Origin of the sequence: Aedoeadaptatus coli (assembly GCF_900343085.1) — a bacterium.
Classification (GTDB): domain Bacteria; phylum Bacillota; class Clostridia; order Tissierellales; family Peptoniphilaceae; genus Aedoeadaptatus; species Aedoeadaptatus coli.
On the sequence record NZ_OPYI01000002.1, the window covers coordinates 53,752 to 72,173 of the forward strand.

Below are 18,422 nucleotides of genomic sequence, written 5' to 3' on the forward strand. Positions count from 1 at the left end.
CAAAAGGACGGGACCGATTGAAGCGTTCCACAGGTTTTGTAACGGAATTGTCACTTTTATTTGATTTCGATGATTTGAAAGTTGTTCAGCTTGTAATCGAAAAAGGAATGCACATCCCCTCTCAAGGCCGCAAGCACCAGGCGCATAAAGCCGTCGTGGCTGATGTAGAGGGTGTCGTCTTTTGCGATCCGCAAAAAAGCCTGTGCCCGTTTGTAGGCCTCGCGAAGGCTCTCCCCGCCCGGCGGACCGTTATTAAATGGATCGTCGATCCAGGGCTCGAGGGCCTCGCCATAAAGATCGTAGGCGTCGTAAAAGCTGCGGCCTTCCAAGGCGCCCAGGTTCACTTCACGAATCAGGGGCTCTTCCGCCACCGCTCCCCTCCCCCATACGATGGCCGCCGTCTCCTTTGCCCTGAGATATGGGCTCGTCACCACGGATGTTACACAAAGGGCGGCCACCTCATCTTTTAATTTTATCGCCGTAGCGGGATCCACGGGAAGCAAGGGCTCGGTCGGCGTGGCGTAGTATTTCTTTTCGTTGGCCGCGGTCTTTCCGTGGCGCATCATGTAAATACTCATGAGAAAAACACTCCGAATAAAATCAGCATAAAAAGTTCGCCCGTCTCCACGATGGCGCCGTAAACGTCGCCGGTGAGGCCGCCGATTTTTCTTACAGACAGGCGAGATAAGAGGGCGCCCCAAAGGCAGGCGGCCACGGGAAAGAAGAGAAAAGACTTGCCCCGCGTAAAGAGGATGATCGCGGCGAGTATTAACCACTGAAGATAATAGCTGTTTTTCGACGCGCCCCGTTTAAAGAAATTTCCCATGGACGAGGAGCTTGCCGAAGGGAAATAGTGGATCGCCGTCAATACGCCCATGCGCACCGAGGCGAAGAAGATTCCCATTTCCACGGGCTGAATGGCCACGGATGCAAGGACGGAAAATTTTCCCAACACGACCAAAACCAGGGCCAGAACGGCGAAGACGCCGATGGTGGAATCGTGCATAATTTCAACGACGCGATCCCTCTCCCGATTGGACAAAAAACCGTCGGCCGTGTCCATAAGCCCGTCCATGTGAAGGCCGCCGTTTAGCAGATACCAGGCCAGGATGCCCGAAAAGGCGCCGAAAAGGGGCCCGACATCGTAGAAGAAATTGTTTACGAAACCGACGACGGCGCCCATGACAAAGGCGATCCAGGGAAACCAAAAGAGGCTCTTTCCCGCTTCTTTTTCGTTAAATTCCGTATCTACCTGAATGGGCAGTCGCGTCAAAAATTGTATGGCTAAAAGTAAACTGTTCATTTGATTTTCACCGGAATTCCCGAAATACAGGCGTAGACTTCATCGGCCGCCTGTGCCAACCTTTGATTGATGCGCCCCTGCATGTCTCTGAATGCGCGGGAGACGGGATGCATGGGCACGATGCCGCTTCCCACTTCGTTGGTGACGATAAAGAGATCGCAATTCTTTCGTCTCGCCGCGGCGATTAAATCGCTGAGTTCCTCCATGCAGAGGCCTTCGATTTTCTCCTCGTCCACATCTTCCCCTCCCGCTGAATTTTTCCACAGGTAATTTGACAGCATGACCGTGACGCAGTCCAGGAGGGCGGCATCCTCCTCTTCTATGGCCGCCGCCAGGTCGTGATCCCGCTCCACGGTGCGCCAGGACGCGGGCCGCCGATTTTTGTGGGCTTCGATGCGGCGAATCATTTCCGCATCGCCCTCGGCCCGTGCCGTGGCGATGTAGACCACGCCTTCGTGCTGCCCCGCCCGGGATTCGGCGTAGGCGCTTTTTCCGCTTCTGGCGCCGCCGGTAATTAATGTAATCATAGGGACTCCTTTTCTATATTCACCAACAGGCCCGGATTTATGGCATTGTCTTCCATTGAGCCCATGTTTCCCATGGCGTAGATCGCACCGTCCATCAGTTGAAAGAAGAGGGGGCAGCCGCTTCCCTCGCCCAGCCGCATGGAAAGATCCAGTGGCGGTTCCATGCCCATGTGCCGGTTCACGAGGGCCGACGCTTTTTCCGCGCTCTTGTGGGAGAGAAAAATATAGTCTATCGCGTTCGGCGCCAATTGCATGGCCGCAAGGGCCGCCACGCCGGTGACGAAGCCGTCCACCACCGCCGCCGTCTTTTCTTCCGCGCAGGCCAAGAACGCGCCGACGAGGCCGGCCAGATCCAATCCGCCCACTTGGGCGATTTTGTGGATCACGTCCCCGTCACCTGCACGGGCCACGGCTTTTTTCACCACCGCCACTTTTTTCGTCAACTGCGCTTCCGTAATGCCGGCGCCGTAGCCCACGCAATCTTCGGCGGACTCGCCGGTTAAGGCGCAGAGAAGGGCCGCCGAGGTGGTGGTGTTTCCGATGCCCAGCTCCCCGGTACCGATGATGGAGGCGCCGTTATTTATTGCCGCCTTCGCCACATCCTTCCCCCGCCTGATGGCTTCGATGGCCTCATCCCGGCTCATGGCGGGCTCCACGGCGATGTTCCCCGTGCCGGGGCGAATAGACGCATCGATTATGTTTGACTCGCGATCCATCTCCTTATTCATGCCCATGTCCACGATGGAAAGCTCCGATTCCGCCCACTTGCTTAAGGCCGCGACGCCGGTTTCCCCACGGGCCATGGCATTGGCGAGCATTTGCGTAAAGACCGGCGGCGAGGAGCTTACATCTTCCGCCACCACGCCGTTATCGGCGCAAAAGACGACGATCGCCTTTTTCTCAAGGGAAGGAACGACCTTGCGCTGAATCCCCGCCAGGCGAATGGTCATGGCCTCCAAGGCGCCTAGGGAGCCCGTGGGATGGGTGCGATTGTCCCAGTGGGCCTTGGCCTTTTTCATGAACTCTCTATCCGCAGCCTCGACGGATCCCACAAGTTTATCCTTCATTGGCTTCTTTCCTTTTACTTATTTCCTCCCGCAGGCGATCGTTGATGTAGTCGTAGCCCTTGGGGCGATGGGGAATCGTGCAATTCGAACAGTCCTTTACGCCGCCGACATAGGAAAAATTCCCGCCGCATCCTTCGTCTAAAAGATAGAGGGGGCAATAGCAGAACATGCAGTTGAAATCCCCTTCCATGGCGTGGCAGGGGAAGTATTTACACGCCTTATTGGTGTAAAAGCGATACGAGAATTCCATTGGTTATCCTTTCTACGACGGCCTTGGTTTCGGAAAAATTCAGCCCCTCTTCTCCTTCCGTGCGAATCACCAGGCTCGTCATGCCCAAACGGCGAGCGGCTTCGATTTTTTCGTGAAAGCCGGAGCCGGCGCCGCTGTTTTTCGTCACCAGAAAGTCGGCTTTTGCATGTTTAAAAAGGGCTAGGTTCATGTCCAAATCGAAGGGCCCGAGCATGGCCACCATGTCTTCCATGGCCACGCCGGCCTCGTGCAAGATGTCGATGCTCTTCGACGAGGGAATGACCCGGTAGATGTGGCGGCTCTCTCCCTTCACCGACTCGAAGAGATCGCAGTGTTTCGATCCCGTGGTAAAGAAAAAGGTGCCCGTCTTTCCCTTCATGTACTCGCCGCAGGAGGAGTAATCATCGAAGATCACGTCCCCCGCCGCTTCCTCCATGGGCCGCTTAAAGCGGTAGTAGTCGATGCCCGCTTCCTCAGCCGCCGCCTTCGCCTCTTTCGAGACGATCTTCGCGAAGGGATGGCTCATGTCCACGACGGCGACGATGTTTTTCTCGCGAATAAAGTTTACCATGGCGTCTTTATCCATTGGCCCTACGCGGACGTCCACATCTGCGGGCAGGCGATCTTTCCCTTCTTCCCCGGCGACGCTGACGACAATGGCCCTCCGATCCACGCTTTTCATAAGGCGCACGGATTCCGAGGTGCCGCCGATGATCCAGAGCTTCATATTTCGTAGCCTCTGGGCGTGATCATGAGGCCGTTTTTCACATAGGTCTCTTTATTTCCCACGATGACCATGGTATTCATGTCGCAGAAGCTGTCGTCGATGTCCCCGATCGTAGTGAGAATTTTCTCCTCACCCTCTCGCCGGGCGTGTTTCACTATGGCAACGGGTCTGGAATCTTCGTAGCCTTCTTCTTTTAAAATTCCCATGGCCGCCTTCAAGTAATCGGGGCGCCCCTTGGAGCGGGGATTGTAAAAGCAGATGACGAAATCTCCCTGTGCGGCGAGGCGTATGCGCTTTTTAATCAGATCCAAGGGCGTCATTAAATCGGAGAGGCTGATGGTCACCATATCGTGCATAATCGGCGCCCCGACACAAGACGCGGCGGCAAAATTGGCGCTGATCCCGGGAATGATCTCGATGTCGATGTCTTTGTCAGCGGCAAGTTCCAGCAGGGGCCCGGCCATGCCGTAAAGTCCCGCGTCGCCGGTGGAGACCATGGCCGTGGTCTTTCCCGCTTCCGCCGAGTCCAGAGCCATTTTACAGCGCTCGATCTCGGACTTCATGCCCGTGGTGCAAAGCTCTTTTCCCTGTGTGTAATTTTTAATGTAGTTTAAGTAAGGCTTGTAGCCCACGATGACCTCGGAATCCTCCAGGGCACGAATCATGCCCAGGGTGAAATCCTCTTCGCCGCCGGGGCCGATGCCGATAATGTATAATTTCTTCATCTTTTTTCCTTTGTTATGCTCAAGGTAAATCCTTCTTCGCGAATTTTTTCCGCGATCATGATTTCGCCGCCCATATAGGCCGCCGTACAGGAGACGCTTGAGACGCCGACGGTGGCTCTCACGAAGTCGCTTCCCTCGCAGCGGTTTTCGTGTCTCGATAATTCCTCCGCGGTGTAAATCTTTAAGGGAACGCCAAATGCCTCCGCGGCGAAGACGATGGCCGGCTCCTCTTTTTTTATGTCGATGGTGTGAATGGCGGCAAGGGCCATGGGATGAATGGCGTAAGTTTTTAATGTCTTTTTTATTAAAGCCACTAATGCCTCCGGGTCCGTGCCCTTTTTCGAGCCGATGCCCAAGTGAATCCGCCGCGGCACCAGCTGAAGACCGCTTCTTATTTCGACGTCTTTTGTCGTAACCGCGACGCCGCCTTTCACATCCGCCGCCTCAATGGACGCTAGCCGCACGATGTGCGCATAGTCCGGTAATGCATCTTCTTCGGAATACCAGGGGATCTGCCGCCCCGCCACCATGGCGGCGGCCACCTCTTTCATTGCCGCCATATCGTCGAAGGCGTAATTTTCCCTCTGCGCAAAGATGTCGATGGCTTCGAAGCCCAAGCTGTCCGATGCCGTGGTGAGCACCGCTTCGGCGCCCATGGCCTTCGCCTGTTCCACGGCATAGGCATTGGCGCCTCCTAAGTGGCCGCTTAAGAGGGGAATTACGTAGCGACCCACGGGATCGATGACCACCACGGCGGGATCCCGCCTCTTGTCTTCAACGAAGGGCGCCATGTAGCGCACGGCGATTCCCGCGGCGCCGATAAAGACGATGCGATCGTACCCATTAAAAACGGTGCCGAAATCCTCTTTTTTTATGGACCGCTGAAAGTCCTTTCCGTAGAGATCCTCTTCGGAAAAATACTTCTTCGCCAGGGCCGCGCCCTGAGGTGAGAAACACAACACCGCCGTCTTCACTTCGTGCCCTTTCTGTACTCCGTGGAAAAGTGTTTGTCGTAGAGCTTGCTCTTTTCGTAATCCGTATCGAGAAAGTCCCCGACGAGGATTTGGGCGTGTTTGTAAATGTCCCGCCCTTCCATGTCTTTCACGATGTCTTTCAATGTGGAGCGCACGACGATTTCATCGGCCCAGGTAGCCTTGTAGACCACGGCCATGGGCGTGTCGTCGGAATAGCCCTTTTTCAAATCCTTCACCAGGGCCTCCAATTGGCCGGCGGATAAAAAGATGGCCATGGATGCGCCGTGGACCGCCAGTTTGTCTATGGACTCGCCCTCCGGCACCGGGGTACGCCCGGCTCGGCGGGTGAGGATCACCGTTTGGCTCACGCCGGGCAGGGTAAATTCCCGCCTTAAGCTTGCCGCCGCCGCGGAAAAGGAACTGACGCCGGGGATGACTTCGTAATCAATGCCCCACGCCGCCAGTGCGTCCATTTGCTCCTGAATGGCCCCGTAAAGGGAGGGATCGCCGGTGTGGAGGCGCACCAAATTTTTCCCCACCTCGTGGCTCTTTTTCATGACCTCCAGCACTTCGTTCAAATGCATGGTGGCACTGTTGTAGATCTCAGCGCCCTCTTTCGCGAAATCCATGTGGCGGGCGTCCACCAAGCTGCCGGCGTAAATGATGACGTCGGCTTCTTCCAAGAGCCGCCTGCCCTTTACCGTAATTAAATCCACGTCCCCGGGACCGGCGCCGACAAATGAAATCATCTTTTTCTCCCCTTTAAAATAAACACACCGTTTTCCGCGCGCAACAGGCCCAGTCGATCTTCCCGCGAAACGGCCACGTACTTCAGGCTAAAATCGTAGCCTTCTTTCTTCAAGAAGGCCTTCATGGTTTCGGCATTGCTCATGGTAATGAAATTGCCGACCATGATGCCGCCGGGCTTTAAGTGCTCGTGGGCGTAATACAAAATCGGGCCCAGCTCGCCTCTGCTGCCGCCGATAAAAATGCGGTCGTAGCTTTCATCTTTCAAGCAATCCGGGGCCTTTCCCCGGATCACGTCGATCTTTACACCGAAGGCTTTGGCATTTTTCTCGATTAAATCCAAGGCCGCATCCTTCACTTCCGCCGCGGTGACCGCACAGCCCAAGGCCGCCGCCGCTACGGATACGGAACCCGTGCCCGCGCCCACATCGAGAAAGGTAAGGCCGGGAACAATTTCCATGGCCGCCATGGTTAAAATCCGCACGTCTTCCTTGGTCATGGGCACGTCGCCGCGAATAAAATCGGAATCATTCATCCAGTTCAAGTTCAATCACCGCCAATGCTAAATCTTCGTCTATGGAAATGTCCTCGCCGATGGACGCAGAAACAATTTTCTCGTTCTCGTAGGAAAGGTAGCTCGCGCCGTGGATCGCGCCCTTCGCCCCCTTCGCCGCCAAGGCCTTCGACAGATCCCCGGCCGTGAAATGTTTATCCAATAGCACACAACTCAAGGGCTCATGTAAAAGCGTGTCCACTTCCGGTTCTCTGCCGTGAAAGGAGAAGGCCCGCATCTTCTGCCAAGGGAGTTTCAGTGCCGTCGCCGCGCATTGCATGCTGCTCAAGCCGGGAATTACCTTGTCCACATCAATGCCCTTTGCGCGAAAGGTGCCGGCCAGTCCGAAAAAGAGGGGATCGCCGCTCACGACGACGGCCACGTTTAAGGCGGGATCCATGTTCTCCTCCACCTCACTCAACCGCTTCACCGCCACGATGTCCCTCCGAATGGGCGTTAGCTTTTCCGCCAGGCGAGAGAAGGCCACGACGCGATCCGCCGCACGAATTGCCTCCACGGCTTCGTAGGTCATTTTCTTTAAAGCGCCGGGGCCGGCGCCGACTATGGTAATCATCGTTCCTCCTACATGGTGTAAATTATCGCGCGGATTTTTATGTCCTCGGTTTTTAAGTACAATGGCACACGCTTTTCGATGCCGCGCTCCATGACCTCCATAATGTTTTCGTAGCCCAGGGCGGCGGCTTTTTTTATGGCCTGATCGGCGGTCTTTTCCTCTTCCACCGCATCCATTTCCGCAACGCTCGCTCCCGCCTTGGCCATGTAATAGGCGATGGCTTCCATGCGCCCGTCTGCGGCGGCGGAGTGGGTTTGGTAGATGCCGATAGCCACCTTCGCCATTTTTCCCACATGGCCCATTAAGGTGATTTCGCGAAAACCGAGATCCCTCGCGAGGCAAAGGGCGTCGCCGAAGTAATTGGACACCTTTACTACGGGCACGTGCAGACCCAGGGCCGCGGCCCGCTCTTCGCCGTAATTGCCCGGCGTTAGAATCACAGAACCTGCGCCGGATCTCCTCAGCTTCTTCAATTCCAGGTCGATGGTGGCCACATAGGCGCTTTTGCTCATGGGTACGACGAGGCCGGAGGTCCCCAAAATGGACAGGCCGCCGACGATGCCCAAGCGTGGATTGAAAGTCTTCTTCGCCAATGCCTCCCCTTCGGGTATGTCGATTTTTATGGCGATGCCTTTATCCATATGGGCGCGAAGCAAATTTTCGATTTCCCGACGGGGCACGGGATTCACGGCCAGCTCGCCGGCCTTTCCCATAAGTCCGTCTTCGGTGAAGGTGCCGACGCCGACGCCTTTCTCCCAGCGCACATCGCCCGTGTCCGTCTTTTTAATGGTGACGAAGATTTCCATGCCATTAGTGATATCGGGATCGTCGCCGCTGTCTTTGATCACGCTGTAAGTGGCTGTGCTGTCGCTTCGCATCTGCTCGTAGACGTCGATGGCGAGCACGTCCCCCGCAGGCACCTTTACCTCGACAAGATGGATCGTCTCCCTATTCTCAAGAGCCTCGATGGCCGCCTTTGCCGCCGCCACCACGCAGGTCCCGGTGGTGAAGCCCAATCGCATGTGCTTCCCGTCCACGACGGTGGTCTTTTTCATCGCCTGAACTCCTCGTACAGAAGGGCGTTAAAAATCGACGCCGCCACATTGCTGCCGCCCTTGGTGCCCACGGTGCGAATGTAGGGCACGGGGTATTCCGCCACCTTTTCCTTGGACTCCGCTGCGCCGACAAAGCCCACGGGAACGGCGATAATAAACTTCGGATCCGCCTTCTTTTCGTCCACGAGTTCCAAAAGGCGGAACAGGGCCGTAGGGGCGTTGCCGATAATGTATCCCTCGCATCCCCGCTTTACGGCTTCTTCCATTGCCACGATGGAGCGGGTGGTCTTTCGCTCGGCGGCGATCTTCGCCACTTCTTCATCGGAGATCAGGGTGATGAGTTCCACCCCCGAAGCCGCCAGGGCCTTTTTGTTGATCCCCGCCCGCACCATGTTCGTGTCCGTGTACACCTTGCCGCCGCTTTTCACCACGGCCCGGGCCGCCGCCATAAAATCCTCGTGAATGTCGATAATGTGGCGGTACTCCACGTCGCCGGTGGTGTGGATCATGCGGCGCACCACGGGCAGCTCCTCTGCCTTAAAATCCACGTCGTGTAAATATTCGTCGATGATGTCCATGGAGGTGTTTTCAATGGCCATGGGCTTTTTTTCATACATTGGGCCGGCTCCTTTCAAATTGTGTCCACAGTTCTCGAAACCGCGCGTTTTCTTTTTCACCGCGAACGGCCATGCGGAAATAATGATCTTTTAAGGGCGCTTCCGAAAAAGTTCTGAGCAAAATGCCTTCTCTTAGAAAGAAATCGAAACAGGCCTCCACATCGCCACTTTTTAGGCGAATCAAAAGAAAATTCGCCTCCCCGAGCAGTGCCTCGGCGATTTCCGATTCTTTAAAGAGCGCCAGAAGCTTCTCACGCTCCGCCGCGATAAATTCACGGGACTTCGCCATGTACTCGTCGCAATCCTTTAAGCGCAGGCCGCAGGCTTCCGCCACGGCGTTCACTGACCAGGGCAATTGCCGCGCTAAAAAGCGGTCCCGAAGTCCGTCGTTCATCACCGCCCAGCCCAGGCGCAATCCGGGAAGGGCGTGGCTCTTTGTGGCGGCCCGCACGGTGATCTGTTTCGGGCGATATAGCCCCGCCTTCTGCCCTTCTTCCCCACCCTTTACAAAGGGCAGAAAGGTCTCATCGGCAAGCAAGTACCCGTCGTGGGCGACGACCGCTCCGTAAATTTCCGCCACTTCATCGCCGGAGAGGGTATAGCCCGTGGGATTGTGGGGATTGGTAATGATCGTGAGGGCCCCTTCAGGCATGTGGGCGATGAAATCATCGACATTCAGCCGAAAGGGCCGGCTCATGGGATAGGTGGTGATTTCTTTCTTCAGATCCTTTGCGATGCTTTCGTATTCGCCGAAGGCCGGCGTGGGCAAATAGATTTTGTCGAAGAGAGAAATGCAGATGGCGATGATTTCCATGGCGCCGTTTCCCACGACGAGGTGATCCGCCTCCACGCCCATCCAATCGCCTAATGCCCGGCGCAGATCCCGGTAGAAGCGATCCGGATAGCGATGAGCGCCTTCGAGCCCACGGGCCATGGCTTCCTTTAAAACTTCAGGCACGCCAAGGGGATTGATATTGGCGCTGAAATCCGCTAGAGGATGCGCACTCTTCCCTTGGTATGTTTTTGTATCGCCGCCATGTTCCAAGGCCGTCTCCTTCCGATCATCAAGCTCATGTACTGCTTCCGCCCGGCGAAGTTCGCGGGATCCGCCGAGGCTACCCAGCGCTCCGTCTCAATTTCCTCGAGGTAGAGCAGGTGATATCCCGCCGCCTGCAAACGTGCTGCGCTTTCCTCCGCCCGCGTGGTCTTTAAAAGGGCGATGGTGTCCATCGGAGGAATGGCCTTGTCTAAATGATCCGTTAATAGAAAGGATTCGCCCTTTTTCGTCAGGCTTTCCACCACGCCGTTGATCCCCGCGAGAAAGGCGGGGATGCCGGGCACCAGTTCCGTTTCGAAATCCGTCCCATCACCGGCCGCCAACACTTCGATCAAGGTCGCGTAAATGGTGCCGTCGCCCAGGGTCAGGAGGCAGGACAGTTCCCCTTCCTTCGTCGCATCGTCGATTTCGTCAAAGGCTTTTTTGTAGTGGGCGGCCGTGACTTCGGTCATGGGGAAATCGAGAAAGACCACCTTCTCGTCGTCCACAAACTCTTTCACTGTGTCGTAGGCCCGGGATTTGCCCCTGTTCAAGGGAATGAAAATGTGATCCGCCTGCTCTAAATAGCGCAGGGCGCGCAGTGTCAGAAGATCCGCCGCGCCGGGACCCACGCCGATGCCCACTAATTTCCGCATGGCTTTTTCTCCAGATAGGCGCGAAGTTTTTCTATATACACGGCCCGCACGAAATCCCAACTGCCCATGCCGCCGGCCACCTGCGTAACGTTAATTCCCGCGGCTTCGAAGCGCGTCTTTACGGAATCGTCGTCGCCGAAAATATCGTTTTTCGCATGATCCCCGGCGAGGAGCAAGAGGGGCGCCAGTTGCACCGAATTAAAGCCCTTCTCTTTCATGTAGGCCAGAGGCACCCGGTCGTCGACGGATCCTTCGATGGTGCAGACCCGGTGGGGAAGATTTTTTTCTTCAAACAGGTGGTTCAATTCGTCGTAGTATTTATCCGCCGAAGTGGGGCTGCCGTGGCCGACGAAAACCGTGGGCGCCTCGAACCTGTGGCCCACTTCGTCCACAAAGCGCAACAAATCTTTTTCGTCGTGAAAGAGGGCTTCTCCCACCTTCACGCCGCGGCTTTTTAATCGCGCAAGCTTTTCATATTCAACGCCTTCGACAATGTGGAGGGGCTGTATAAAAATCTCTTCCGCCTTAAATCCTTCTTTTAAAAAGCTTTCCACGGCTTCCACTTCGTTTTCGTAGCGAATGCCCGTCTTTTTTTCGTAGCGGTTTATGACCATGCGGGAAGTAAAGGCCACCCGCACGGGCACCTCGACCAACGCTTTTAAGTCTCGAACCACGGGATCTAAATCCCGGCGAAGGGCGTCTTCGTGGGTGGAGCCGAAGGTGGCGATAATCAATGCTTTCATATTCTCTCCTAAATCCAAAAATAAATCGCGGCGTAGATAAGCAGGTACAATAGCGTGCTGCGCCACATAAGATTCGTGGCACCGTCGATGGCGGAAGGGCCCACGGGATGAATGGCCCGCCCGATGGTGGGCTTATACACGTACTCGCCGAAGTAATCGTGGCCGCCGCCGAGCTCGATCCCCAAGACTCCGGCCGCCGCCGCTTCGCACCAGCCCGCGTTGGGGCTCAGGTGGGCGCCGTGAAATTCCTTTACCGTTAGAAAAGCCCGCTTCATAAGGGAGACGGAGCCTGCCGATAAACACATAAGAAGGGCCGTGAGTCGGGCGGGGATTAAATTGGCAAGATCGTCCAGCTTCGCCGCTCCGTAGCCCGCCAACAGATACATATCGTTGCGGTAGCCCACCATGGAATCCATGGTGTTCACCATTTTATAGGCCATGGCGCCGGCGGGACCGAAGAGGGCGGCGTAAAACAGGGGCGCGATAATGCCGTCGGATGTGTTTTCCGCCACGGTCTCCACCGTGGCCTTCACGATCGCCTCTTCATCCAAAGACGCCGTGTCCCTTCCCACGATTCGCGACAACTGCTTCCTCCCCTTTTCCACGGACAGGGCCAAGGCCTTTTTCACGCCGTGAGCTTCCTCGTGCAGAGTCTTTGCCGCCAAGGCCGTGTAGAGAAGGTAGACGGATAGAGCGGTTTTCGCGGGCCCGCTGAAAAGGGCCAAGAGCCCGCGAATCAAAAGATACATCGCCGCCGTATTCACGAGGGCGCAGGCGATGCCCAAGGGCTTTTTCCACGCTTCCCGCGCCCTTAAAATTAATTTATATTCTGCTGCGATAATCTTTCCCATGCCTACCACGGGATGGGGCAGCCAATCCGGATCCGCAAAGAGAAAATCCAAGACAAATGCGATCAATAATTCCATGGACCGTCCTTTCTGTTTTCAGTTTATCATGGCCGCCCATGCGAAACAATAGAGCGGAAAGAAGTCCCGTAAAATCCTGTTTCTTCATTGGATTTCCCCGGACTAAAGCGGTATAATAGACCCATTAGTTACCAAGGAGGTCATTATGGAGAAAAGAAAATTTAAGCGCATTCTCGTCGCCAACCGCGGCGAAATCGCCATCCGTATTTTCCGAGCTTGTCGTGAACTCGGCATACGGTCCGTTGCTATATATTCAAAAGAAGATAGTCTTTCCCTGTTCCGCACAAAAGCCGACGAGTCTTACGAAATCGGCAAGGGCAAAAATCCCGTGGATGCCTATTTGGATATCGACGAAATCATTCATCTCGCCAAAAACAAAGGCGTCGACGCCATTCACCCGGGCTACGGCTTTTTAGCTGAAAACCCCGACTTCGCTCAAAAGTGCGAAGAAGCGGGCATCGCCTTTATCGGCCCGAGAGCGGAAACCATGCGTCAATTAGGGGACAAGATTTCCTCGAAAATCATCGCCAGAGAAGCCGGCGTACAAACCATTCCCGGCGTGGACGATGCCATTCATTCCGACGAAGAGGCCCTGAAATTTGCTGAAGAAGCGGGCTATCCCGTCATGATTAAGGCGGCAGCCGGCGGCGGCGGTCGCGGCATGCGCGTGGTCAACAGCAAGGAAGAGCTTTTGGATCAATTCCACTCCGCAAAGAGCGAAGCGAAAAAAGCCTTCGGCAACGACTCCATGTTTATCGAAAAATACCTGGATCGCCCGAAACACATCGAAGTTCAGGTTTTAGGCGACGTCTACGGCAATGTGGTTCACCTCTTTGAACGGGACTGCTCCATTCAACGGCGCCACCAAAAGGTCATCGAATTTACGCCGGCCTTCTCTATTCCCGATCAACTGCGCCAAGACATTTGCAACGACGCATTGAAGATCACGAAAAATCTGGGCTACCGCTCCGCCGGTACCGTTGAATTTCTCGTGGATAGCGCCGGCAACCACTACTTCATCGAGGTCAATCCCCGTATTCAAGTAGAACACACGGTGACCGAAATGGTCACGGGCATCGACATTATTCAAGCCCAAATCCAAATCGCACAAGGCTACGCCCTTTCCGATGCGCCCATCGACATTCCGTCCCAAGAAAGCATCGAACGCCGCGGCTTCTCCATCCAATGCCGCGTCACCACCGAAGACCCGCTGAACAACTTTGCACCGGACACGGGACAAATCACTTTGTACCGCTCCTCCTCCGGCTTCGGCGTGCGCTTAGACGGCGGCAACGGCTTCCAAGGCGCCGTCATCAGCCCCTACTACGATTCCCTTTTGGTTAAGGTCATTACTCAAGGCCGCACCTGGGACGACACGGTCAATAAATCCATTCGTTCCCTTCGGGAATTAAAAGTCGGCGGCGTCAAAACCAATATCGGCTTCCTGCTCAATGTTTTGAACACGAAGGAATTCAGAGAAGGCACCTGCGACACGGGCTTTATCGCCGAACACCCGGAACTCTTCGACATCAACACGTCCACGGACAAAGAGCTCCGCGTCATGGAACACATCGGAAACATCGTGGTCAACGAAAATTCCGACGCGAAAAAAACCTTCGACGTGCCGGTGGTTCCCCCTTACAAAGAAGAAAGCTACAAAGGCTCCAAACAAATCTTCGACGAATTGGGCGCCAAGAAACTTTCCCAATGGATTTTGGATCAAGACCGCCTGCTCTTAACGGACACCACCATGCGAGACGCCCATCAATCCTTAATGGCGACCCGCATGCGTACCATCGACCTTCTGAAAGTCGCCAAGTCCATGAACTACAACATCAGAGAAATCTTCAGTATGGAAATGTGGGGCGGAGCCACCTTCGACGTCGCCTATCGTTTCCTTCACGAAGATCCCTGGGAACGGCTGGATCTCTTACGAAACGCCATGCCAAATCTCCTGATGCAAATGTTGGTCCGCGGCAACAACACCGTCGGCTACAAAAACTACCCGGACAATGTGGTCAAGAAATTCATTAAGGAATCGGCAGAAGGCGGCATCGACCTGTTCCGCATCTTCGACTCCCTGAACTGGATCGAAGGCATGCGCCTGGCCATTGAAGAAACCATCGCCAACGGCAAAATCGCCGAAGGGACCATGTGCTACACCGGCGATATCCTGGACGAGAGCCGCGACAAGTACACCTTGGAATACTACGTGAAGCTTGCAAAACAATTGGAAGATGTAGGCTGCCACATTATCGGCATTAAGGACATGAGCGGCCTCTTGAAGCCCTACGCCGCCGGCAAATTGGTCCGCGCGCTGAAAAACGAAGTCTCCATCCCCATCCATCTCCACACTCACGACACCACCGGAAACGGCGTGGCCACCGTCTTAATGGCAGCCGAAGCCGGCGTGGACATTGCCGATACGGCCATTAACTCCATGAGCGGGCTCACCTCGCAACCGGCATTAAACTCCGTCGTGGCAGCGCTGGAAAACACCTCCAGAAGCACGGGCATCGATCTGGATGCCATCGACCGCATTTCCGCCTACTGGGCTGCCGTTCGCCCCGTTTACGAACAATTCGAATCGGATCTCAAGAGCGGTACCACGGAAATTTACAAATACGAAATTCCCGGCGGCCAATACTCCAACTTGAAACCCCAAGTCGAAAGCTTCGGCCTGGGCCACAAGTTCAAGGAAGTAAAGGAAATGTACAAAGACGTCAACCAAATGGTCGGCGACATCATCAAGGTCACGCCATCCTCGAAAATGGTCGGCGATATGTCCATCTTCATGGTTCAAAACGATTTGACCCCTGAAAATATTTACGAAAAAGGCGCCAATCTGGACTACCCGGATTCCGTCGTCACCTACTTCAAGGGCATGATGGGCCAACCTTACGGCGGCTTCCCGGAAAAACTGCAAAAAATCGTCTTAAAAGACGAAAAGCCCATTACCGTTCGCCCGGGCAAACTTTTGGATCCCGAGGACTACGAAGCGGACAAGGCCCACTTAAAAGACATTATGGGCCGGGAACCCTCCGAGCGAGAAGTCACCAGCTACTCTCTCTACCCGAAGGTCTTTGACGAATACGCCAAAAACTTCAGCAAATACGATCAACTTTGGCGCATGGGCTCCGACATTTTCTTCCACGGCTTGCAAGAAGGCGAAACCGCCGAAGTGGCCGTCGGCGAAGGCAAGAAAATGATCGTCACCTTAGTCGAAGTGGGTCGCCTGAAAGAAGACGGTACCCGCACCGTCACCTTCGATATTAACGGCTCCAGACGCAGCATCGACATTACAGACAACACCCGCCCCATGCCCACCACCGGCGGCAGCGGCGTCTTAATGGCCGATGACAGCAATCCCCTGGAAGTCGGCGCCTCCATCCCCGGCACCGTTGCGAAAATCAACGTTGCCGTAGGCGATAAAGTGAAGGAATCACAACCTCTTATGGTACTCGAAGCCATGAAGATGGAAACCAATGTGATTTCGCCTCGCGACGGTGTCATCGCACACATTTTCGTTAAAGAAGGCGACGGCATCGAAAGCGGCCAACTTTTAATCGAACTCGAAGGCGAAGACTAAATCAATCCATTATAAAAGCGACTGAGTTAGACTCGGTCGCTTTTTGATTTACTTCATTTCTTTGTACTTTTTATAAGATCGATAGCTGCTCGATAAGCCGATAACCAGCGCCACGACGGCGAAGAAAATATTCATGTTAACGTCGCGATTGAAAAAGAATTGTTTTACGAGAATATCGCCGGCGAGAATAGCCACAAATAACTGGATCAGCGCCAGTATTCCGAATTGATTTCGTCTCATCTTACGGTTCCCCCTTTTTCATTTTCTCCCAGTGGGCCTTGGAAATAGAAGGTGCTTCCCACGCCCACAGCCGATTTTACGCCGTAGCGGAAGCCGTGTAGTTCCAATATATTTTTGCAGATAAACAGTCCCAAGCCCGTACCGACCATTTGACGCTCGTGGTGATCCCGTCCGCGGTAAAAGCGCTCCCAAATGGAATCCTGATCTTCTTTTGGAATGCCCTTGCCGTAATCTCTTACACAGTAACTGATCAAATTGCCTTCTGAAATAATATAAATATCGATCTCTTTCTTATTTTGGGAATAATTGATGCCGTTGCTGATGAAATTATAAATGACTTGGCGAATTTTATTGCTGTCACATACCATGAGCCCGCCGCCGTGAATTCGAAAGACGTAACCTTTCTCCTTCAAACTTTTAAAACGAGCCAATACTTCTTCCGTAAGCTCTCGTAAATTCACATCAGTAAGGCTTAAAGTGCCCAGACCGCTTTCTACTCGGGAAAGATCCAGAAGGTCGTTGACGAAATTCGTCAGATAATCCACTTCCTCCAAAATCGTTTGGGTGTGTTTTTCCCTAAGTTCTTTATTGTCGCCGGAAATGTCGCGAATCATTTCGCCGTAGGATTTAATAACCGTCAATGGCGTTTTAAAATCGTGACTGACATTGGCGATGAGATCCTTACGCATTTCCAGGGCGTCGGTTAATTCGCCGGTGGCGTAGTTCAAGGTGCGGGCCAAGTCGTTGATCTCCGTGTAGTCCTGTTCTTTAAACTGCACGTCGTAATTGCCCTGGCCCAGGGCTCTGGCGGTCTTCGCCATGTCCGACAAGGGGCGTGCCAGGCGGGAGCTCAGGTACAAGGACAGGATAAAGGCCACCATGAGGGAAATAATGCTTACGATCATGAGCTGATCCTTCAGTATTTCCACCGTGGAATCCACGGGATCCACATTGGCGGAGACGGCGAGGAAATACTTCTGCCCCGCCTCTTCCCCTAAATAAGATACGTACAAAATCGTGGAGGCATTTTCGTTTTTGTAATCCGCCACATAGGTTTCTTCCGTCTTGTCGTTCTTTAAAAGAGGCTGAAAGTAAGTAAAGAAATCATCGCCGCTAATGGTGGGCTGGTAGATGTAATCCAAAGGGTTTAGGGGAAAGACCAAACCGCCCCGATCGTTGTACACCTGGAGGCTCAGATTTTTTTCGAAGCTGTAACGCAGCAAGGTATCTTCGAAATCTTCCTTGCCGAAGAGGCGGGTCACGGTGCGGCCGACTTTTTCCGTGTCGCGGATTTTCATGGACTTGTAAAAGGAATTGATAAATACGATTTGCAAGAGCCACAAAAGAAGCAAGATAAATAAGGCCATACCGGAAAAGTACAGCCAAAATTTTACGCGGATGCTCTTTTGATCCACGATGGTATCCCGTGTCACGATTCGTCCTCGCCGACAAATTTATAGCCTACGCCCCGCACGGTGACGATGTAGCGGCGATAGGGCTCGATGCTGTTTCGAAGCATTTTAATGTGGGTGTCCACGGTGCGGTCGTCGCCGTAAAAATCGTAGCCCCACACTTTGTTTAAGAGCTTTTCCCGGCTCAGGGCGATGTTTTCGTTTTCGGCGATAAAGACCAAGAGGTCGAATTCCTTCGGCGTCATTTCCACGGGCTCGCCGTCCACGTAGACTTCCCTGCCGTCCAGGTCGATGGAAAGCCCTTTAAAGTCCAACACGTGATTTTCCTTGACGCTGCTGTTGCGCTTGGCGATGACCGAGAGACGGGCCATAAGCTCCTTCGGCGAAAAAGGCTTCACCACGTAATCGTCGATGCCGATTTCAAAGCCGTAGAGCTTGTCGTACTCTTCCCCTCGGGCGCTGAGCATTAATACGGGGATGTCTTTGTCTTTTTTTATTTCTTTATAGGCGCTGAAACCGTCCAGGCGAGGCATCATGACGTCCATGACGATGACGTCGAAATCCTCGCTCTTGCACATCTCCACGGCTTCCATGCCGTCGACGGCTTCCGCCACTTCGTAGCCTTCAAATTCCGCGTAGGTTCGGATCACTTCCCGAATCTTCGCTTCGTCGTCTACGACCAATAGTTTATACATAGGCAC

The 18,422-nt window shown here is 54.3% G+C and carries 21 protein-coding genes; 1 reads left to right on the plus strand and 20 read right to left on the minus strand.

Annotation, left to right across the window (positions count from 1 at the left end):
- Nucleotides 1-56 precede the first annotated feature (56 nt).
- The 17 genes from DG046_RS01400 to cbiB are packed head-to-tail and all read right to left on the minus strand — an operon-like array spanning nucleotide 57 to nucleotide 12,480.
- Nucleotides 57-578 (minus strand): histidine phosphatase family protein, encoded by a 522-nt coding sequence (locus tag DG046_RS01400; protein ID WP_108830813.1) that lies wholly within the window; start codon nucleotides 576-578, stop codon nucleotides 57-59.
- Nucleotides 575-1,303: an adenosylcobinamide-GDP ribazoletransferase gene (gene cobS, locus DG046_RS01405; RefSeq protein ID WP_108830814.1), complete on the minus strand. Its 729-nt coding sequence runs from the start codon at nucleotides 1,301-1,303 to the stop codon at nucleotides 575-577. Before cobS ends, DG046_RS01400 begins: the two co-directional genes overlap by 4 nt.
- Nucleotides 1,300-1,830: a bifunctional adenosylcobinamide kinase/adenosylcobinamide-phosphate guanylyltransferase gene (gene cobU, locus DG046_RS01410; protein ID WP_108830815.1), complete on the minus strand. Its 531-nt coding sequence runs from the start codon at nucleotides 1,828-1,830 to the stop codon at nucleotides 1,300-1,302. The genes cobS and cobU overlap by 4 nt, the downstream gene beginning before the upstream one ends.
- Nucleotides 1,827-2,897: a nicotinate-nucleotide--dimethylbenzimidazole phosphoribosyltransferase gene (gene cobT / locus DG046_RS01415; protein WP_108830816.1), complete on the minus strand. Its 1,071-nt coding sequence runs from the start codon at nucleotides 2,895-2,897 to the stop codon at nucleotides 1,827-1,829. Before cobT ends, cobU begins: the two co-directional genes overlap by 4 nt.
- Nucleotides 2,887-3,147, minus strand: coding sequence for a cysteine-rich small domain-containing protein (locus DG046_RS01420; protein WP_108830817.1), 261 nt, complete (start codon nucleotides 3,145-3,147; stop codon nucleotides 2,887-2,889). The genes cobT and DG046_RS01420 overlap by 11 nt, the downstream gene beginning before the upstream one ends.
- Nucleotides 3,116-3,874, minus strand: coding sequence for a precorrin-6A reductase (gene cobK, locus DG046_RS01425; RefSeq protein WP_108830818.1), 759 nt, complete (start codon nucleotides 3,872-3,874; stop codon nucleotides 3,116-3,118). The genes DG046_RS01420 and cobK overlap by 32 nt, the downstream gene beginning before the upstream one ends.
- Entirely contained in the window at nucleotides 3,871-4,599 is a 729-nt protein-coding gene (gene cobJ / locus DG046_RS01430; RefSeq protein ID WP_108830819.1) for a precorrin-3B C(17)-methyltransferase, read from the minus strand. Before cobJ ends, cobK begins: the two co-directional genes overlap by 4 nt.
- On the minus strand, nucleotides 4,596-5,573 hold the full coding sequence (locus DG046_RS01435; RefSeq protein ID WP_108830820.1) for a cobalt-precorrin 5A hydrolase: 978 nt from the start codon (nucleotides 5,571-5,573) through the stop codon (nucleotides 4,596-4,598). Before DG046_RS01435 ends, cobJ begins: the two co-directional genes overlap by 4 nt.
- Nucleotides 5,570-6,322, minus strand: coding sequence for a precorrin-4 C(11)-methyltransferase (gene cobM, locus DG046_RS01440; RefSeq protein ID WP_108830821.1), 753 nt, complete (start codon nucleotides 6,320-6,322; stop codon nucleotides 5,570-5,572). Before cobM ends, DG046_RS01435 begins: the two co-directional genes overlap by 4 nt.
- Nucleotides 6,319-6,855 (minus strand): precorrin-6Y C5,15-methyltransferase (decarboxylating) subunit CbiT, encoded by a 537-nt coding sequence (cbiT, locus tag DG046_RS01445; RefSeq protein WP_108830822.1) that lies wholly within the window; start codon nucleotides 6,853-6,855, stop codon nucleotides 6,319-6,321. Before cbiT ends, cobM begins: the two co-directional genes overlap by 4 nt.
- Entirely contained in the window at nucleotides 6,848-7,447 is a 600-nt protein-coding gene (gene cbiE / locus DG046_RS01450; protein ID WP_108830823.1) for a precorrin-6y C5,15-methyltransferase (decarboxylating) subunit CbiE, read from the minus strand. Before cbiE ends, cbiT begins: the two co-directional genes overlap by 8 nt.
- Nucleotides 7,448-7,455: 8 nt before the next feature.
- A complete protein-coding gene (gene cbiD / locus DG046_RS01455) occupies nucleotides 7,456-8,502 on the minus strand; it encodes a cobalt-precorrin-5B (C(1))-methyltransferase CbiD (protein ID WP_108830824.1) in 1,047 nt (348 codons plus the stop codon).
- Nucleotides 8,499-9,119, minus strand: coding sequence for a precorrin-8X methylmutase (locus DG046_RS01460; RefSeq protein ID WP_108830825.1), 621 nt, complete (start codon nucleotides 9,117-9,119; stop codon nucleotides 8,499-8,501). The genes cbiD and DG046_RS01460 overlap by 4 nt, the downstream gene beginning before the upstream one ends.
- Nucleotides 9,112-10,164 (minus strand): pyridoxal phosphate-dependent aminotransferase, encoded by a 1,053-nt coding sequence (locus DG046_RS01465; RefSeq protein ID WP_159082022.1) that lies wholly within the window; start codon nucleotides 10,162-10,164, stop codon nucleotides 9,112-9,114. The genes DG046_RS01460 and DG046_RS01465 overlap by 8 nt, the downstream gene beginning before the upstream one ends.
- Entirely contained in the window at nucleotides 10,110-10,811 is a 702-nt protein-coding gene (locus tag DG046_RS01470) for a precorrin-2 C(20)-methyltransferase (RefSeq protein WP_108830827.1), read from the minus strand. Before DG046_RS01470 ends, DG046_RS01465 begins: the two co-directional genes overlap by 55 nt.
- The gene (locus tag DG046_RS01475; RefSeq protein WP_108830828.1) at nucleotides 10,799-11,554 is read right to left on the minus strand and encodes a sirohydrochlorin cobaltochelatase; all 756 of its coding nucleotides are present in this window, start codon (nucleotides 11,552-11,554) and stop codon (nucleotides 10,799-10,801) included. Before DG046_RS01475 ends, DG046_RS01470 begins: the two co-directional genes overlap by 13 nt.
- Nucleotides 11,555-11,562: 8 nt before the next feature.
- The gene (cbiB, locus tag DG046_RS01480) at nucleotides 11,563-12,480 is read right to left on the minus strand and encodes an adenosylcobinamide-phosphate synthase CbiB (protein WP_108830829.1); all 918 of its coding nucleotides are present in this window, start codon (nucleotides 12,478-12,480) and stop codon (nucleotides 11,563-11,565) included.
- Nucleotides 12,481-12,625: 145 nt separating this feature from the next.
- Between cbiB and DG046_RS01485 the strand changes: the two genes are divergently transcribed.
- Nucleotides 12,626-16,069, plus strand: a complete 3,444-nt coding sequence (locus DG046_RS01485) for a pyruvate carboxylase (RefSeq protein ID WP_108830830.1) — start codon at nucleotides 12,626-12,628, stop codon at nucleotides 16,067-16,069.
- A gap of 48 nt (nucleotides 16,070-16,117) precedes the next feature.
- On the opposite strand, the gene DG046_RS01490 is transcribed toward DG046_RS01485, so the two are convergent.
- From DG046_RS01490 to DG046_RS01500, 3 genes are read right to left on the minus strand one after another with little or no spacing between them, the layout of a single operon-like run.
- On the minus strand, nucleotides 16,118-16,309 hold the full coding sequence (locus tag DG046_RS01490) for a hypothetical protein (protein ID WP_108830831.1): 192 nt from the start codon (nucleotides 16,307-16,309) through the stop codon (nucleotides 16,118-16,120).
- The gene (locus DG046_RS01495) at nucleotides 16,306-17,742 is read right to left on the minus strand and encodes a sensor histidine kinase (protein ID WP_234411438.1); all 1,437 of its coding nucleotides are present in this window, start codon (nucleotides 17,740-17,742) and stop codon (nucleotides 16,306-16,308) included. Before DG046_RS01495 ends, DG046_RS01490 begins: the two co-directional genes overlap by 4 nt.
- On the minus strand, nucleotides 17,739-18,416 hold the full coding sequence (locus tag DG046_RS01500; RefSeq protein ID WP_108830832.1) for a response regulator transcription factor: 678 nt from the start codon (nucleotides 18,414-18,416) through the stop codon (nucleotides 17,739-17,741). The genes DG046_RS01495 and DG046_RS01500 overlap by 4 nt, the downstream gene beginning before the upstream one ends.
- Nucleotides 18,417-18,422 lie beyond the last annotated feature (6 nt).

What these genes read in the sequence shown, in the direction of transcription:
- DG046_RS01400 (WP_108830813.1), bottom strand. Translation starts at nt 578, where the DNA reads ATGAGTATTTACATGATGCGCCACGGAAAGACCGCGGCCAACGAAAAG.
- cobS (WP_108830814.1), bottom strand. Translation starts at nt 1,303, where the DNA reads ATGAACAGTTTACTTTTAGCCATACAATTTTTGACGCGACTGCCCATT.
- cobU (WP_108830815.1), bottom strand. Translation starts at nt 1,830, where the DNA reads ATGATTACATTAATTACCGGCGGCGCCAGAAGCGGAAAAAGCGCCTAC.
- cobT (WP_108830816.1), bottom strand. Translation starts at nt 2,897, where the DNA reads ATGAAGGATAAACTTGTGGGATCCGTCGAGGCTGCGGATAGAGAGTTC.
- DG046_RS01420 (WP_108830817.1), bottom strand. Translation starts at nt 3,147, where the DNA reads ATGGAATTCTCGTATCGCTTTTACACCAATAAGGCGTGTAAATACTTC.
- cobK (WP_108830818.1), bottom strand. Translation starts at nt 3,874, where the DNA reads ATGAAGCTCTGGATCATCGGCGGCACCTCGGAATCCGTGCGCCTTATG.
- cobJ (WP_108830819.1), bottom strand. Translation starts at nt 4,599, where the DNA reads ATGAAGAAATTATACATTATCGGCATCGGCCCCGGCGGCGAAGAGGAT.
- cobM (WP_108830821.1), bottom strand. Translation starts at nt 6,322, where the DNA reads ATGATTTCATTTGTCGGCGCCGGTCCCGGGGACGTGGATTTAATTACG.
- cbiT (WP_108830822.1), bottom strand. Translation starts at nt 6,855, where the DNA reads ATGAATGATTCCGATTTTATTCGCGGCGACGTGCCCATGACCAAGGAA.
- cbiE (WP_108830823.1), bottom strand. Translation starts at nt 7,447, where the DNA reads ATGATTACCATAGTCGGCGCCGGCCCCGGCGCTTTAAAGAAAATGACC.
- cbiD (WP_108830824.1), bottom strand. Translation starts at nt 8,502, where the DNA reads ATGAAAAAGACCACCGTCGTGGACGGGAAGCACATGCGATTGGGCTTC.
- DG046_RS01460 (WP_108830825.1), bottom strand. Translation starts at nt 9,119, where the DNA reads ATGTATGAAAAAAAGCCCATGGCCATTGAAAACACCTCCATGGACATC.
- DG046_RS01470 (WP_108830827.1), bottom strand. Translation starts at nt 10,811, where the DNA reads ATGCGGAAATTAGTGGGCATCGGCGTGGGTCCCGGCGCGGCGGATCTT.
- DG046_RS01475 (WP_108830828.1), bottom strand. Translation starts at nt 11,554, where the DNA reads ATGAAAGCATTGATTATCGCCACCTTCGGCTCCACCCACGAAGACGCC.
- cbiB (WP_108830829.1), bottom strand. Translation starts at nt 12,480, where the DNA reads ATGGAATTATTGATCGCATTTGTCTTGGATTTTCTCTTTGCGGATCCG.
- DG046_RS01485 (WP_108830830.1), top strand. Translation starts at nt 12,626, where the DNA reads ATGGAGAAAAGAAAATTTAAGCGCATTCTCGTCGCCAACCGCGGCGAA.
- DG046_RS01490 (WP_108830831.1), bottom strand. Translation starts at nt 16,309, where the DNA reads ATGAGACGAAATCAATTCGGAATACTGGCGCTGATCCAGTTATTTGTG.
- DG046_RS01500 (WP_108830832.1), bottom strand. Translation starts at nt 18,416, where the DNA reads ATGTATAAACTATTGGTCGTAGACGACGAAGCGAAGATTCGGGAAGTG.